Origin of the sequence: Pontibacter ummariensis (assembly GCF_900188175.1) — a bacterium.
Lineage (GTDB): Bacteria > Bacteroidota > Bacteroidia > Cytophagales > Hymenobacteraceae > Pontibacter > Pontibacter ummariensis.
Genome location: NZ_FZOQ01000001.1, coordinates 313,886 through 328,662 on the forward strand (window position 1 = coordinate 313,886; position 14,777 = coordinate 328,662).

Annotated in this window: 12 protein-coding genes; 6 read left to right on the forward strand and 6 right to left on the reverse strand. The window is 53.1% G+C overall.

Going from position 1 to position 14,777, the window contains the following annotated elements:
- The first annotated feature begins 251 nt into the window (after positions 1-251).
- Positions 252-1,709 (forward strand): OmpA family protein, encoded by a 1,458-nt coding sequence (locus CHB92_RS01340; RefSeq protein ID WP_179222923.1) that lies wholly within the window; start codon positions 252-254, stop codon positions 1,707-1,709.
- A 486-nt stretch (positions 1,710-2,195) separates the two neighbouring features.
- Complete coding sequence (locus CHB92_RS01345) at positions 2,196-3,644, forward strand: OmpA family protein (protein ID WP_089317350.1); 1,449 nt, start codon at positions 2,196-2,198, stop codon at positions 3,642-3,644.
- A 152-nt stretch (positions 3,645-3,796) separates the two neighbouring features.
- Here the strand turns inward: CHB92_RS01345 and CHB92_RS01350 are convergent, their stop codons facing one another.
- From CHB92_RS01350 to CHB92_RS01370, 5 genes are all read right to left on the reverse strand, one after another.
- Complete coding sequence (locus tag CHB92_RS01350; RefSeq protein WP_089317351.1) at positions 3,797-4,720, reverse strand: aspartate carbamoyltransferase catalytic subunit; 924 nt, start codon at positions 4,718-4,720, stop codon at positions 3,797-3,799.
- Between the two features lie 9 nt (positions 4,721-4,729).
- Complete coding sequence (pyrR, locus tag CHB92_RS01355; RefSeq protein ID WP_089317352.1) at positions 4,730-5,278, reverse strand: bifunctional pyr operon transcriptional regulator/uracil phosphoribosyltransferase PyrR; 549 nt, start codon at positions 5,276-5,278, stop codon at positions 4,730-4,732.
- A 162-nt stretch (positions 5,279-5,440) separates the two neighbouring features.
- The gene (locus CHB92_RS01360) at positions 5,441-6,925 is read right to left on the reverse strand and encodes a hypothetical protein (RefSeq protein ID WP_089317353.1); all 1,485 of its coding nucleotides are present in this window, start codon (positions 6,923-6,925) and stop codon (positions 5,441-5,443) included.
- Between the two features lie 117 nt (positions 6,926-7,042).
- A complete protein-coding gene (locus CHB92_RS01365; protein ID WP_089317354.1) occupies positions 7,043-7,447 on the reverse strand; it encodes an EVE domain-containing protein in 405 nt (134 codons plus the stop codon).
- Positions 7,448-7,597: 150 nt separating this feature from the next.
- Positions 7,598-8,011, reverse strand: a complete 414-nt coding sequence (locus CHB92_RS01370) for a hypothetical protein (RefSeq protein WP_089317355.1) — start codon at positions 8,009-8,011, stop codon at positions 7,598-7,600.
- A gap of 125 nt (positions 8,012-8,136) precedes the next feature.
- Here CHB92_RS01370 and polX point away from each other — a divergent pair, with 125 nt between their 5' ends.
- The 3 genes from polX (at position 8,137) to CHB92_RS01385 (ending at position 11,306) form a co-directional block, all read left to right on the forward strand.
- Positions 8,137-9,837 (forward strand): DNA polymerase/3'-5' exonuclease PolX, encoded by a 1,701-nt coding sequence (gene polX / locus CHB92_RS01375; RefSeq protein ID WP_089317493.1) that lies wholly within the window; start codon positions 8,137-8,139, stop codon positions 9,835-9,837.
- 76 nt (positions 9,838-9,913) lie between these two features.
- Positions 9,914-10,912, forward strand: a complete 999-nt coding sequence (locus CHB92_RS01380) for a glycosyltransferase family 9 protein (RefSeq protein ID WP_089317356.1) — start codon at positions 9,914-9,916, stop codon at positions 10,910-10,912.
- On the forward strand, positions 10,899-11,306 hold the full coding sequence (locus CHB92_RS01385) for a hypothetical protein (protein ID WP_089317357.1): 408 nt from the start codon (positions 10,899-10,901) through the stop codon (positions 11,304-11,306). Before CHB92_RS01380 ends, CHB92_RS01385 begins: the two co-directional genes overlap by 14 nt.
- Positions 11,307-11,431: 125 nt before the next feature.
- Here the strand turns inward: CHB92_RS01385 and serS are convergent, their stop codons facing one another.
- Positions 11,432-12,706 (reverse strand): serine--tRNA ligase, encoded by a 1,275-nt coding sequence (gene serS / locus CHB92_RS01390; RefSeq protein WP_089317358.1) that lies wholly within the window; start codon positions 12,704-12,706, stop codon positions 11,432-11,434.
- A 284-nt stretch (positions 12,707-12,990) separates the two neighbouring features.
- On the opposite strand from serS, the gene rho reads away from it, so the two are divergent.
- Positions 12,991-14,721, forward strand: a complete 1,731-nt coding sequence (gene rho / locus CHB92_RS01395; RefSeq protein ID WP_089317359.1) for a transcription termination factor Rho — start codon at positions 12,991-12,993, stop codon at positions 14,719-14,721.
- Positions 14,722-14,777 lie beyond the last annotated feature (56 nt).

Genomic DNA, 14,777 nt, shown 5'->3' on the forward strand with positions numbered 1-14,777 from the left:
AGGGGAATTTGTACTTCTGCGCCTTGTAGTGCTGTACAAGCAGGTAAAAGTAGTGCAATTTCTGCGGTGGTAACTTTGGTTTAATAGACATAAAGACAAAAGAACTGCCTATGCGTAAACTTTTCCTCCTTTCTCCGCTGTGTGCTCAACATAGTCCCATTCGAGCGGGTATGCCTTTACTTTATGAACATCTAAAAAACTCGATACGAGACATGCCCGTATTGTCATATCAAAATATATTAGGAAGAATCATGCAAACACAATTTACAAAACTTAGTTCAATAGCTTATGCGCTGGCGTTCTTGCTTTTAGCAAGCACGAACCTGTTTGCGCAGAGCTCTGACCAACGCACGAACGTGCAGATATACGGAAGTGCTATACAGTACAGAGGAGACATAAACGACGAAGAGTACGGCGACCTGGAGTGGGGTGGCGGTATCGGGATCAACCGCTACCTGAGCCCTACTTTTGATGCTGGCTTGCACGTTACCTACGGTAGTACAGAAGCGAGCGAGGGCGGGAACATGTTTGATGCCCAGATAGGTACCGCCATGCTGGCCCTTCGATTAAAAATGTATGGTAACATCCTCAAAGAAGATGCCTTTATTGGACCTTACCTGCAAATTGCCGGTGGCGGTGCCTGGGCTAAAACAGATGCCACCCGTATGGATGGCAGCCGGCAGGAAGACTATAAGTTCTTTACGGCAGCGGCAAGAGGTGGTGCGGGCATCCGCTTCCGCTTCTCTGACGCGGTAAGTGCTTTTGTGGAAACGAACTACATGATCATCGGCCAGGATAAGATCGATGGCTATGACACAGGTGACAACGACCGCTTCCTGATGCACAATGTAGGCCTTGGCTTTAATTTAGGTCGAGCTGCTGACGCTGACGGGGACGGTGTTCCGGACCGTCGGGACGACTGCCCGAACACGCCGACGGGCGTGCAGGTGGACAAGCGGGGCTGCCCGATTGACACGGACACGGACGGGGTGCCGGACTACCAGGACGAGTGCCCTACCGAAGCTGGCACGGCGGCGACCAAAGGCTGCCCTGACCGCGACAACGACGGGGTGGCCGACAAGGACGACCGCTGTCCGGACGAGGCGGGCTTAGTGGCCCTGCAGGGATGCCCTGACGCCGACGGCGACGGCGTTGCCGACAACGAGGACCGCTGCCCTGACACCCCTGCCGGTGTGCAGGTGGGGGCCGACGGCTGCCCGCTGGACGCTGACGGCGACGGGGTGCCGGACTACCAGGACATCTGCCCTAACTCGCCGGGCACGCTGGCTACCAAGGGCTGCCCTGAGCTGGACGCCGAGACGCTTCGCCTGATAGACGAGAAGGTGCGCTTCGAGTTCGACCAGGCCCGCGTGCAGGACGCCTACAAGCAGCTGCTCGACAGCATCGTGGTGGCGCTTCAGAAGTACCCGGACCACGTGCTGCTGATCCAGGGGCACGCCGACTACATCGGCTCTGAGGAGTACAACCAGGCCCTGTCGGAGGCCCGCGCCGAGAACGTGAAGGAGTACCTGGTGTCGCAGGGGGTGCAGAACCCAGAGCGCCTGGTGACCCGGGGCTACGGGGAGTCGCGTCCGCTGGTGGAGGTGAACGAGCGGCTGCCCAAGCGCAGGACCGAGCTGCAGCGCAGGATAAACCGAAGGGTGGGCTTCCAGCTCAACACCCCGGACCTGCAGCTGGACATGGAGTAGGCCCGACAAGGGGGAAGATAAGCAGGGGGAGGCGCCCCGGAGAGATCCGGGGCGCCTCTTCCTGTTTTTGAAGGTACTAGCTATGCCGGCAGGACTGCGTCCTTGTAAAAGCAGGACAGTAAGTGTGCCCTTTCTTTTAATTGCTCTAAAAGAGAGTAGCATAAGGAGAGGTAGTTCTGATGGGAGTGATAAGCCAGTAGCACGGCCGGAATGAGCCTTCCTGCAGGACGTTTGAAGTTGCCGGCTAACCTTAGAACTAGGATGAGAGGTGTGGAGGCTATAGAGCGAATTACTTTTTTCTGTTCCCTTATTAGGTGCTGTTGTTGGCTAAACTGTAGCCCTTGTTCAGGTTAAGGTAAAGATGTAAATAAACTCCTATGTTAATATCAGCGTAAGTAAACCACAAGGCGGAAGCTTGCTTCTGGCCAGGCAGTTAAGCCTGTAAAGGGGCGTTTTACAGGCATATTAGAACAAAACGATAGAGCTATGCATACAAAACTACTACGCAACATTGCATTCATGACTGTGCTACTTCTTATGGTAAGTACAGCTTTACGAGCGCAGAATGCAGATCTGCGCAACAACATCCAGGTATTTGGGTCCGCTATTTCCTACAAGGGAGATTTTGGCAGCCAATTTTGGGATAGTTCTGAGAAGGGGGGAGGGGTAGCCTATAACCGTTACCTAAGCCCTGCTTTCGACTTGAGTTTGCAGTTGAGCTATAACTCTCCAGAGCGCAACTATCAGAAGTCCGACTATTTTGAGCATCAGAGCGTAACAGGGCTATTACTCCTTCGGCTTAAAGCTTATGGTCCTATTTTGAAGGAGGACGCTTTTTTCGGACCGTACTTAACTGCTGGTGTAGGCGGTATGTATGCTGATGCGGAGGGGCAGGTCAGCAGACAGCCCTTTAGTGAAAGCTTTGTGACCGCTGTGCTGGCAGGCGGCGCCGGTATACGTCTTAGATTTACGGACAGACTTAGCATCTTTGGAGAAACGAAGTACCTCTTAACCGGTAATGATAAGTTTGACGGCCTAGAAGAAGGCGATAACGAGCAATTCCTGCTGCATGAAGCAGGTATAGGCTATAACCTGGGCCGCGCTGCTGACGCTGACGCTGATGGTGTTCCTGATCGCCGGGACGACTGCCCTAACACGCCGACGGGCGTGCAGGTGGACAAGCGGGGCTGCCCGATTGACACGGACGCAGACGGGGTGCCGGACTACCAGGACGAGTGCCCTACCGAAGCTGGCACGGCGGCCACCAGAGGCTGCCCTGACCGCGACAACGACGGGGTGGCCGACAAGGACGACCGCTGTCCGGACGAGGCGGGCTTAGTGGCCCTGCAGGGATGCCCTGACGCCGACGGCGACGGCGTTGCCGACAACGAGGACCGCTGCCCTGACACCCCTGCCGGCGTGCAGGTGGGGGCCGACGGCTGCCCGCTGGACGCTGACGGCGACGGGGTGCCGGACTACCAGGACATCTGCCCTAACTCGCCGGGCACGCTGGCTACCAAGGGCTGCCCTGAGCTGGACGCCGAGACGCTTCGCCTGATAGACGAGAAGGTGCGCTTCGAGTTCGATCAGGCCCGCGTGCAGGACGCCTACAAGCAGCTGCTCGACAGCATCGTGGTGGCGCTTCAGAAGTACCCGGACCACGTGCTGCTGATCCAGGGGCACGCCGACTACATCGGCTCTGAGGAGTACAACCAGGCCCTGTCGGAGGCCCGCGCCGAGAACGTGAAGGAGTACCTGGTGTCGCAGGGGGTGCAGAACCCAGAGCGCCTGGTGACCCGGGGCTACGGGGAGTCCCGTCCGCTGGTAGAAGTGAACGAGCGGCTGCCCAAGCGCAGAACCGAGCTGCAGCGCAGGATAAACCGAAGGGTGGGCTTCCAGCTCAACACCCCGGACCTGCAGCTGGACATGGAGTAGGCCCGACAAGGGGGAAGATAAGCAGGAAGAGGCGCCTCGGATCTCTCCGGGGCGCCTCTTCCTGTTTTTAGAAAGGCTATGTAGAGATAATCAAAAGGCCTGTTTTCAGTTAAGAAAACAGGCCTTAAATATATGCTCGCTTCGCTAAGAGCTTATCCTTTCTGTGCTAATAAATACAGGACAGCCATGCGTATGGCCACCCCGTTCTCCACTTGGTTGAGGATAATGGAGTGGTGCGAGTCAGCGGCATCCGAGCTTAGCTCTACGCCCCGGTTAATCGGGCCCGGGTGCATCAGCACGATCTCCTTGTCCAGGCTGTCGAGCATTTTCTTGTCGATGCCGTAATATAGCGTGTACTCCCGCAACGATGGGAAGTATTTCATCTGCTGGCGCTCCAGTTGTATGCGCAGCACGTTAGCCACATCGCACCAAGCCAGGGCTTTCCGCACATCTAGTTCCACCTTCACCCCCAACTGCTTGATGTACTTCGGCAGCAAGGTGCTCGGGCCACACACCATCACTTCGGCCCCCTGCTTTTGCAAGGCAAAAATGTTGGATAGGGCCACCCGTGAGTGCAGGATGTCTCCGATGATTACCACCTTCTTGCCCGCTACTTCCCCCAGTCTTTCCCGGATTGAAAAAGAGTCCAGCAGGGCCTGGGTAGGGTGTTCATGGGTCCCGTCTCCGGCATTTACAATATTGGCGGGGATGTGCTTGCTTAAAAAGTGAGGAGCACCCGGGCTGGAATGGCGCATCACGATCATGTCCACCTTCATGGCCAGGATGTTGTTCACCGTGTCGAGCAGGGTTTCCCCTTTCTTCACAGAACTGCTGCTGCTGCTGAAGTTGATCACATCGGCCGAGAGCCGCTTCTCCGCCAGCTCAAATGAGAGCCGTGTGCGGGTGGAGTTCTCGAAGAAAACGTTGGCAATGGTAATGTCGCGCAGCGAGGGCACTTTCTTGATCGGCCTGTTCAGCACGTCTTTAAAATTGTCGGCAGTCTCAAAGATGAGTTGGATGTCCTGCGGGGTAATGTCTTTGATGCCTAACAGGTGCCGGACGCTGAGCTCTTGCATGGGTGAGGTTTATTCTTCGTTTTTGGTAATCAGCCAGATATTGTCTTCCGGGGCTTGCTCTCCTTTCCACTCTACCAGCACGCGCTGGCTTTGCAGGGAGTTTACATGGCGGCCTACATAGGTGGGCTGTATCGGCAGGTGGCGTGAGTACAACCTGTCTATTAGCACCAGTAATTCTACATTGGCTGGCCGGCCATAGGCAATCATGGCATCCAGGGCAGCCCTAACAGAGCGGCCTGTGTATAACACGTCGTCTACCAGAATCACTTTCTTGCCCTCGATCAGAAAATCAATCTTGGTGGCATTGGCCGTTAGCGGCGTGTCTCTTCTGCGAAAATCATCGCGGTGAAACGTGGTGTCGAGGTAGCCGGTAGGAACTTGTTTGCCCAGGATGGAAGCCAGCGTGCTTTGGATGCGTTGCGCCACGAATTTGCCGCGCGGTTGCAGGCCCAGTATAACAGAATCAGAAAAATCGTCGTGGTTCTCGATGAGCTGGTGGGAAAGGCGCATCACCATGATATCGAGGAGCTGGTGGTTTACGATGAGTCTTTTCTGCATAGCCGGAAGTATTAAGTGCAAATATAGAGAGTACTTTGGAAGATGCGAAAATTAAAGTTTAGATGTTAGACGAACTTTTAGGGTCCGTTTCACTGCTGGGCCTTTAGGTGTGGCTGCTGATAAACTGGCTTTAATAAGGTGCGAGTAAATCTTCTCGGGCAGCTAAAAGTGGATCTTGTTCAGGTAAAAGATATTGCGGGTGTCGAGGTTGCTAAACCTAACCCTGTTAAAGCCAAAGGCTACGAAGGTGCCGTCGTACCACTTTATAATGCCGGGGTACTCAGTAGACACAATCTTCCCGCTTTCTTTATAGGGCTGTATCTCCAGTTCTGTTTCCTCGTCGTCAAACTTTTCTTCGTCCATTATGCGGTAGATGATCTTGTCTTCGTCAGGGTAAGCCATTATTACCCTGCCGTCGCGGGTGCGGCCTACCTCCAGGGTATGCACCAGTTCGTAGCTCATCACGTCCTTTAACGGAAAGGTGTTATCCCATAGTAGGATGCCATTCTTGTCGAAACCAAGCGCGACAGCGTGTGTGCGTTTGTAGCCTTCCTCCGGGTTCCTTATGGTTCCCATACGGCCCAGCAGCCTGTGCGTAGCCGCACCGCTTCGGTATTGAGGGTAGTAGGCTTCTGCAGCTAATACGTAGCCGTTAGGCGTGCTGATGAGGTCGTGCAGCAGCAGCCGGTAGTGGTAGCGGGGCTCCTTGCCTGCTTTTAACCGGTCGGCCTCCCGTCGGCGGATGCGGGCTTCCCGGCGCGGTTTCATGTACTTGAGGAAGTTCTGGAGCTGGAGAACGTTATAGAACTCTGCGTCTACCACACGCGAAGCAAGGGGGGCTGTAAAGAAGCCCCGGTTATAGCGAAGGTCCCTTGTGCCGTAGGTGCCAACCAGTAGCTTATCAAGGCTATCGCCGCGGGTAATTTCCGCGTTCAGCAGGCTTTTGTCGTCTTTCTGCAAAATAAAGTAGTTATTCAGCAGTTCTCCGTTCCTGTCGAAGGACTTTACCTGCAGCCTGGAGACCCTGCCGTTTGACTCTGTAAGCACAGCGTCTATCCGGTCATGGGCCGGGTCTGCCAAGAGGTCAGAGAAATAGGACTTATCCCCATAAATGCCGGGCAGGAGTTTCACTTTGCCCGTGGTAGGGTTTAGATGCATCAGTAGCAGCTTGCCGTCGTCCTTGCTTCTCGTGATGAGGAAGTAATTGCCCTGCAGGACCTGAAATTCGTAAAGGGCATCTACGGTCTCTATCTCAAACTCCTTGAACTCCGTCTGGCCTGTTTCCAGGTTAATTCGCACCACGTTATACTCCTGCAGGTCGTCCTTCCCGAAGACCAGGTAGGTGAATGGCTTTTCCGTAAAGTAGCGGAGGTACTCACTGTCCGGCGGGAGGGAGGCGGAGTCGGCCCAGACTTCCTTTAGGACATGATTGTATTTGGTGAAGTAAAAAGTGGCCTGGGTGTCCCAGAGGTTACTGGTTTTGTGGTACACCAGCAGACTGCTGTCGGGGAGGGCCAGCACTTCCACATCATTTTCTTCCGGGTCAAAAGGAAGCTCCAGGCGAACAGGTTGGGAGGGCTCCTGGGCGAGTACCCGGAGCAATATCAACGAAAGAAGGCATGTGAAGAGGTAACGGAATAGGACCATACAATAACAGGGTGTTTTGTTATCGGGTACGGGAAAAAGTAAAATAGCAGCTAAACCTTGTACTTGTTTTAGCTGCTATTCGTTGTTATGGGCGCCTGTTTTTTTGCTTGCCCTTGCTTAGTTGCCAAGGGCAAGCAAAACGTCGAACTCCTCTGCCTTTAAAGGCATTACCGAGAGGCGTGACTGGCGCAACAGGGCTATGTCCTGCAGGCGCTTGTCCTCTTTGATCTGCTGCAGTGTAACAGGCTCTTTAAAGGCGCGGTACGGCACCAGGTCCACGACCACCCATTTGGGGTCATCGGTCGTGGGGTCGGGGTAGGCTGCTTTTTCCACTTTGGCTATGCCAACCACTGCCTTTTCCGACACGCTGTGGTAATACAGTACCAGGTCGCCTGGCTGCATTTGCTGCATGTTGTTGCGCGCCTGGTAGTTGCGTACCCCGTCCCACATCGTGCGGCCGTCCCGCACTAAATCGGCCCAGGCATATTTTTCAGGTTCTGATTTTACTAACCAGTGTTGCATGTAATGTTCTTGTTGTATTGAAAGATAATATGGAGATGCAGGCCTTAACGAAAGCAGGACAGCCTTATTTGTGCTGTCTCTTTTCTGGCTGTTATGCGTACAGGGGATCCTGAAACCAACTCCCTGCCAGCTGTTTCTGTTACGTCTGTGTTACCGGTCCTCCTCCTGGCGTGGCTGAACGCGCTTTACTTTTAGTACGTTATCTCTGATAGAGACAATCTCCACGACAAAGTGCTGCGGAGGATTGCTGCCCGGGTTCATCTGTACCTGAAAACGGTCGTCGTCGAGCTGCTTCCATTGCCCGAATTGTTCTTCTAGCCCATCAGTTGGGGCTATTTCGTAACGCCTGATCACGCCGTTAGGATCCAAGGAGAAGCCGGTACGGCCCCGGGAAGGGGGGAAGTCGAAGGTGTTGGGGCGGTAAACCAGTACACTGTCCTCATCTTCCTCATAGGAGTGCAACCATGTTTTGCCAACTAACTCTGCCTGCAGTTTACTGCTTTTCTTACAGGTGCTGGCCAGCAGCACCAGGCATAGGAGGCAAAGCAACGACGCGTATTTCATACTTACAGATGATTTGTAAGGCTAAGGTAAGCATTTCTTCTCTTATATAGAAACCAGTGAATATAAATGCGGGGCGGCAAGGTTCGGCGGCATTTCCTATCTTTGTAGGTATACGACGCAGAGCTTTGGAAAATAAGAAGATCATAAAACTGTTTAAGCTCTCAGCCGAGCTGATGGAGCTGCACGATGAAAATGCTTTTAAGGTTCGCTCCTACATTAACGCTGTGGGGGCCCTGGAGCAGGTAGAGGAGCCATTGGAAGACATGGAGCAGGCCCAGCTGGAAGGCTTAACGGGGGTCGGAAAGGGAATTGCCTCCAAGATTGTGGCTATCAATACCACAGGTTCGTTTGAGGAGCTGGACCAGTTGTTGGCTGCCACACCGCCAGGCGTGGTAGAAATGCTGCGCATCAAGGGGATAGGCCCTAAAAAAGTGCGTGCTATCTGGAAAGAGCTGGGCACCGAGACGGTGGAGGAGCTACTGGAGGCTTGTGAACAGAACAGGCTCAGCAAGCTGAAGGGCTTTGGCGCGAAAACACAGGAGAACATCAAACAGGCACTGCTCTTTACCCAGCAAAACCGGGGAAAGCTGCTCTTTGCAGAAGCGGAGAGCAGTGCCGCAGAGTTGTTACAGGAGATAAAAAAGGCTTTGCCAGCGGCACCTGTTGAACTGACAGGAGACGTCCGCCGCCTGATGGAGATAGTAGAAGCGCTGCAGCTTGTACTGGGAACAGACAGCCCGGTGGAGGCGCAGGAAGCGCTGAACAAGCTAGAGGTGCTACAGGAAGACGAGAAAGCGGCAGGTCCCTTTGCATGGCGTGGAGTGCACACGCCCAGTGGCCTGAAAACAGAGATCAAACTGGTGCCAACGGCGCGCTTTGCCAATGAGGTGCTGCTGTGTTCTTCAGCACCGGAGCACCTGGCTTTAGCTTACAAAGATAACAAGAGCCTGCTCTCCCTGGCTTGTGGAAAGGGCTATGCCTCCGAAGAGGAGCTGTATAAGGCTGCTGGCATGGCTTACGTGTTGCCGGAGCTGCGCGAGGGTACCACGGAGGTACAGCTGGCCCTGGAGAACAAACTCCCCACTTTACTCGAGCTCTCTGACCTGAAAGGCTCCCTGCATAACCACAGCACCTACTCCGACGGGGCGCATACACTCGAGCAAATGGCCACTTTCTGCCGCGACATGGGCTATCAGTACCTGGGCATCTCCGATCATTCCAAAACGGCCTCCTATGCCGGCGGCTTGCGCGAAGGGGATGTGCTGCGGCAGCAAAAAGAAGTTGATGAGCTAAACAAACAGCTGGCCCCTTTCAGAATATTTAAGGGAATTGAGTCGGATATCCTGGGCGACGGCTCACTGGACTACGATGCCGATATTCTCGCTACTTTCGATTTCATTGTCGCCTCTATCCACAGCAGCCTGAACATGGACGAGAAAAAGGCCACTACCCGCCTGATCACCGCCATCGAGAACCCCTACACCACCATGTTGGGTCACCCGACAGGACGTCTGCTCTTGCGCCGGGAGGGTTACCCAATCAACCACCGGATGGTGATAGACGCCTGTGCGGCCAACAATGTCATTATCGAGATCAATGCTAACCCCTGGCGCCTGGACCTGGACTGGCGTTGGGTGCAATATGCTCTGGAAAAGGGCGTGATGCTGAGTATCAACCCGGATGCGCACCATACCAGTGGTTATGATGACATGCGCTATGGGGTACTGGTAGGCCGAAAGGGGGGGCTGACAAAGGAGATGACCTTTAATGCCAAACCGGTGGAGGAGGTTGAAAAGTACTTCAGGGAGCGAAAGGAAAAGATCTAACAGGAAAGCCGCTCCGAACAAGTACAGGCCGCCACCGTAGCACAAGCAGGCACCCACGGAAGAATAGAAAGATGTAATGCCCAAAATTCTCATAATCCGATTCTCCTCTATAGGGGACATCGTCTTAACAACGCCTGTGATACGCTGCATTAAGCAGCAGCTAGCTGATGCCACCGTGCATTACGTCACCAAGCCAGCGTTCCGGAGCATATTGGAACAAAACCCTTATGTAGACAAGGTACACGTGCTGAGCGGTAGCCTGAAGACCTTGATACAGGAACTCAAGGATGAGCAGTTCGACTATGTGGTGGACCTGCATAATAACCTGCGCTCGCGTGTAATCAGGGCCCGTGTAGGCAGCCCCGGCAAAAGCTTTTACAAGCTGAACTACGAGAAGTGGCTGATGGTGAACTTTAAGTTGAACCGCCTGCCGGACGTGCACATTGTGCAGCGCTACCTGGACGCCGCTGTCAGCCTGGGGGTAAAGGACGACGGAGAGGGCCTGGACTATTTTATCCCTGCCCGAGACGAAGTAGACCTGCAGACCCTGCCAGCGCCTTTCCGACAGGGCTATGCAGCCTTTGCGATTGGTGCCCAGCACTACACGAAACGCCTTCCTACAGAGCGCATTATCGAACTCTGTGAGCGCCTCCAGCAGCCGGTTATCCTGCTGGGAGGGAAGGAGGATATTGCCACCGGAGCGGAAATAGCGGCTCACTTTGAGGCCCGTACAACGAGCAACGAACAACGAATGACGGTCTACAACGCCTGCGGGAAGTACAACTTAAACGGTTCTGCCTCCCTGGTACGGCAGGCCGACTTTGTTGTGAGCCATGATACAGGGCTGATGCATATTGCCGCTGCCTTTCAAAAAGATGTTATCAGCATCTGGGGCAACACTATTCCGGAGTTTGGCATGTACCCCTTCCGCACAAACTATAAGGTGTTGGAGGTGCATGGGCTAAGCTGCAGGCCTTGCTCTAAGATCGGGTATAAGAAGTGCCCGAAAGGCCATTTTAAATGCATGCGTGATATACCGTTTATAAACCTGACTTTCGAAAATGCCAAAGTATAACCTGACATGGGAGCCCAGCGATGCAGCCCTTTTAGAGGCCCTGGTGCTAGCTACTGGAGGAGAGGGCGGAGCACCGCTACTGGAAGTGCTGTTGATGGCTGACGCCCTGGATGGGAACGTCCTGACGCAAAAAGAAGTGGAGCAGGGCCTGGAAAAGCTGATGGCCATACAGTATGTGCAAATAACAAAGAACAAACTGTTGCTTTCGCCGCAGTTCATGCAAGACTACACGGCCATAGAGGGAGCCGAAAACGAACAGGAAGCCTTGTTTAAGCTGCTGAAGACAAAGCCGCTGGCACCCGAAAGCCTGGACGAGCCCAAGATCCTGCTCAAGAAGTATAAACTCAAGAACTATTACCAACAGTACCTGGAACAGTTTGGCGGAAATAATTGATCCGGAGATTAGTTAACCTGGAGATAAAGGAGTGGGTCTTTTATAAAGCACAAATGCCGCTGATGATCAGCGGCATTTGTGCTTTATAGTCTCAGCCAAGCTATTTCGCTTGGCTCATCTCCACCTTAAGAAATCTTCTCAAACCCCAGATAAGGGTGCAGTACCTTTGGCATGTTAATGCCGTCAAGAGTTTGGTTGTTCTCCAAAATGGCGGCTACAATGCGCGGTAAAGCCAAAGCACTGCCATTCAGCGTATGCAGCAGCTGCGTTTTTCCTGACTCGTTCTTGTAACGGAGCTTCAGGCGATTAGCCTGGTAGGTCTCAAAGTTAGAGGCAGAGCTTACCTCCAGCCAGCGGCCCTGTGCAGCGGAGTATACTTCCATGTCAAAAGTAAGGGAGGCTGTAAAGCTCATATCGCCACCGCAGAGGCGCAGCACACGGTAAGGGAGCTCTAGCTTTTGCAGCAGGCCCTGTATGTGGTCGCTCATTTCCTCCAGCGCCTGGTAAGACTTCTCCGGTAGCGTTACCTGTACAATTTCCACCTTATCGAACTGGTGCAGGCGGTTTAGGCCCCTAACATCAGCCCCCCACGAGCCAGCCTCTCTCCTAAAGCAAGGCGTGTGGCCCGTGTTTTTAATCGGCAGCTGCTCTACGGGTACAATGGTATCGCGGTAAATGTTCGTGATGGGCACCTCCGCTGTAGGGATCAGGTACAGGTTATCGGCTGTGGCATGATACATCTGCCCGTCTTTGTCGGGGAGCTGCCCGGTACCATAGCCAGAGGTCTCGTTTACCAAGATCGGCGGCTGCACTTCCATGTATCCGGCGGCAATGGCCTCGTCCAAAAAGAAGTTAATGAGGGCGCGCTGTAGCCGGGCGCCCTGCTTTTTGTACACAGGAAAACCAGCACCGGTAATTTTATTGCCCAACTCAAAGTCGATGATGTCGTACTTCTGGATCAGTTCCCAGTGAGGCAGGGCGCCTTCGTGCAAATCCGGAATTTCACCGTTTTGGAGTACTACTTCGTTGTCTTCCGCCGTTCTGCCTGCGGGTACGCTCTCGTGCGGCAGGTTCGGGAGTTTGTATAAAGCTTGCTGTATCTGGGCCTCGGTAGTGGATAATAGCTCAGCTAATGCCTTTGTTTTCTGCTTCAGTTCGGCTGTTTCAGTCTTGTATGCTTCGGCCTTCTCTCTTTCTCCGCTTTTCATCAAGGAGCCAATAGCTTTGGCCATTGTGTTGGCCTGGCGCTGCAATTCGTCGTGCTCGTTTTGTACCTGGCGGCGCTGCTGGTCGAGCTCCAGCAGAGCGGCTACTTCTTCGGCCGCATTTTTGTAGTTTTTCTTGTTCAAACCGGCAATTACCTGATCGGTTTGCTCTCTTAAAACTGTTAGCTGTAGCATAGTTAGGTGTTAAGTATACCTACAAAAATATACTTTTTTGAGTAGTTAGACCCATTTACGAAATATTTTGGCCAAATACTGAAACTTTTTTTATAAAATGCTCCGTAATATTTGTTAATTAATGGGCATTGCAATAACATTGCGGTACAATTGAAGAGGAAGCCTTTCCTATGCTTCTCTGACTCTTTCGCAACCTATTCTATTTTTCCTGATTTACTAAGTCTCTCGCTGCGTTCGCTTAAGCGCAACCTGGCAAATGTAATAAAACTACCATACCACCATTTATGTACAACATTGAAGAATTGAAAGATAAACTTCTTTCAGAGCTCAAGGAAATTGCTGAAAACCTGGGAGTTAAGAATTTTAAGAAACTCAGCAAGCAAGACCTTGTCTACAAGATACTTGACCAGCAAGCTGTTACCCCTCCTGAGAAATTACCTAGAAAATCCAAATCAACTGCCCGAGAAGCGATAAGTAGCGACGCTGCTACTTCTGATAGTACAACTGTGATGGAAGAGAAGACGACAGCGGCCCCTGCCAAAGCAGACAGAAAATCTTCCCGCGAAGCTGGTCGCAACGAAGATCGCGCTAAAACTACTGTTGAAACACCAATCAAAGAAGCTTCTCCGGTAAAGGACCATGGTCCGCAGTCGCAACCACGCGAGCGCACGCGCCGCAGCAACGACAACCGCGAGAGCAGAGACGACAGAAGCTACAGCCGTAACGACCGTAGTGACCGCAGCGAAGCCAGAGAGCGAAGCAGCGAAGTCAGAGAACGAAATGAGAGCCGGGAAGACAACAGAGAAAGCCGCCAGGACCGCAGCGATAGCAGCCGAAACGACAATAACAACGCGCGTCGTAGCAATCAGCAGCAGGTTAGTAGCAATAATTTCAAAGAGTTTGACGGCATTATCCTAAACGAGGGAGTGTTGGAGCTAATGCAGGATGGGTATGGTTTCTTGCGCTCTACACACTATAACTACCTCGCCAGTCCGGATGATATTTATGTGTCACCATCGCAAATCAAGCTTTTTGGCTTAAAGACAGGCGACACCGTGAAAGGGCAGATCCGTCCTCCAAAAGAAGGAGAGAAATATTTTGCCCTCTTAAAAGTAGAAACCGTAAACGGCCGTACCACAGAGGAAATACGTGACCGTATTCCGTTCCAGCACCTGACGCCACTCTTCCCGGAAGAGCGCCTGAAACTGACCACAAGACCCAGCCAACTGTCAACCCGTATTTTGGACCTGTTTGCCCCTATCGGTAAAGGGCAGCGTGGTATGATTGTGGCGCAGCCGAAAACAGGTAAAACTGTGCTGTTGAAGGAGATCGCGAATGCTATCACCGAAAACCACCCGGAGGTATACCTGATGATCCTGCTGATCGATGAACGCCCGGAGGAGGTAACGGACATGGCCCGCAGCGTAAAAGCAGAGGTAATTGCCTCTACCTTCGACGAAACGGCTGATCGCCACGTGAAGGTGTCCAGCATTGTACTGGATAAGGCGAAGCGCATGGTGGAGTGCGGACATGACGTTGTGATCCTGCTGGACTCCATTACCCGTCTGGCCCGTGCCTATAACACGGTGGTGCCGTCTTCTGGTAAGATCTTGTCTGGTGGTGTGGATGCCAACGCCCTGCACAAGCCGAAGCGTTTCTTCGGTGCAGCCCGTAACGTGGAGAACGGCGGTTCCCTTACCATCATCGCCACTGCTTTGATTGACACTGGTTCTAAGATGGACGAAGTGATTTTCGAGGAATTTAAGGGTACAGGTAACATGGAGCTTCAGCTGGATCGTAAGCTGGCGAACAGACGCACCTATCCAGCGATTGACGTGCCTGCTTCTGGTACGCGTCGCGAGGACCTGCTGATGGACAGAGACGAACTGAACCGTATCTGGATCCTGCGCAAGTTCATGTCCGATATGAACTCGATCGAGGCGATGGAGTTCCTGAAAGACAAGATGAAGGGCACCAAGAGCAACGAGGAGTTCCTGATCTCGATGAATGGTTAACACATTCAGATATCTTAAAAAAGGGGAGCCTGCCGGAACAAGTGTTCGGCAGGCTC

Excerpts from the sequence above, each read along its gene's own strand:
- CHB92_RS01345 (WP_089317350.1), top strand. The coding sequence starts at position 2,196 with ATGCATACAAAACTACTACGCAACATTGCATTCATGACTGTGCTACTT.
- rho (WP_089317359.1), top strand. The coding sequence starts at position 12,991 with ATGTACAACATTGAAGAATTGAAAGATAAACTTCTTTCAGAGCTCAAG.
- CHB92_RS01365 (WP_089317354.1), bottom strand. The coding sequence starts at position 7,447 with ATGCAACACTGGTTAGTAAAATCAGAACCTGAAAAATATGCCTGGGCC.
- CHB92_RS01350 (WP_089317351.1), bottom strand. The coding sequence starts at position 4,720 with ATGCAAGAGCTCAGCGTCCGGCACCTGTTAGGCATCAAAGACATTACC.
- CHB92_RS01340 (WP_179222923.1), top strand. The coding sequence starts at position 252 with ATGCAAACACAATTTACAAAACTTAGTTCAATAGCTTATGCGCTGGCG.
- CHB92_RS01385 (WP_089317357.1), top strand. The coding sequence starts at position 10,899 with ATGCCAAAGTATAACCTGACATGGGAGCCCAGCGATGCAGCCCTTTTA.
- CHB92_RS01370 (WP_089317355.1), bottom strand. The coding sequence starts at position 8,011 with ATGAAATACGCGTCGTTGCTTTGCCTCCTATGCCTGGTGCTGCTGGCC.
- serS (WP_089317358.1), bottom strand. The coding sequence starts at position 12,706 with ATGCTACAGCTAACAGTTTTAAGAGAGCAAACCGATCAGGTAATTGCC.
- CHB92_RS01360 (WP_089317353.1), bottom strand. The coding sequence starts at position 6,925 with ATGGTCCTATTCCGTTACCTCTTCACATGCCTTCTTTCGTTGATATTG.
- pyrR (WP_089317352.1), bottom strand. The coding sequence starts at position 5,278 with ATGCAGAAAAGACTCATCGTAAACCACCAGCTCCTCGATATCATGGTG.
- CHB92_RS01380 (WP_089317356.1), top strand. The coding sequence starts at position 9,914 with ATGCCCAAAATTCTCATAATCCGATTCTCCTCTATAGGGGACATCGTC.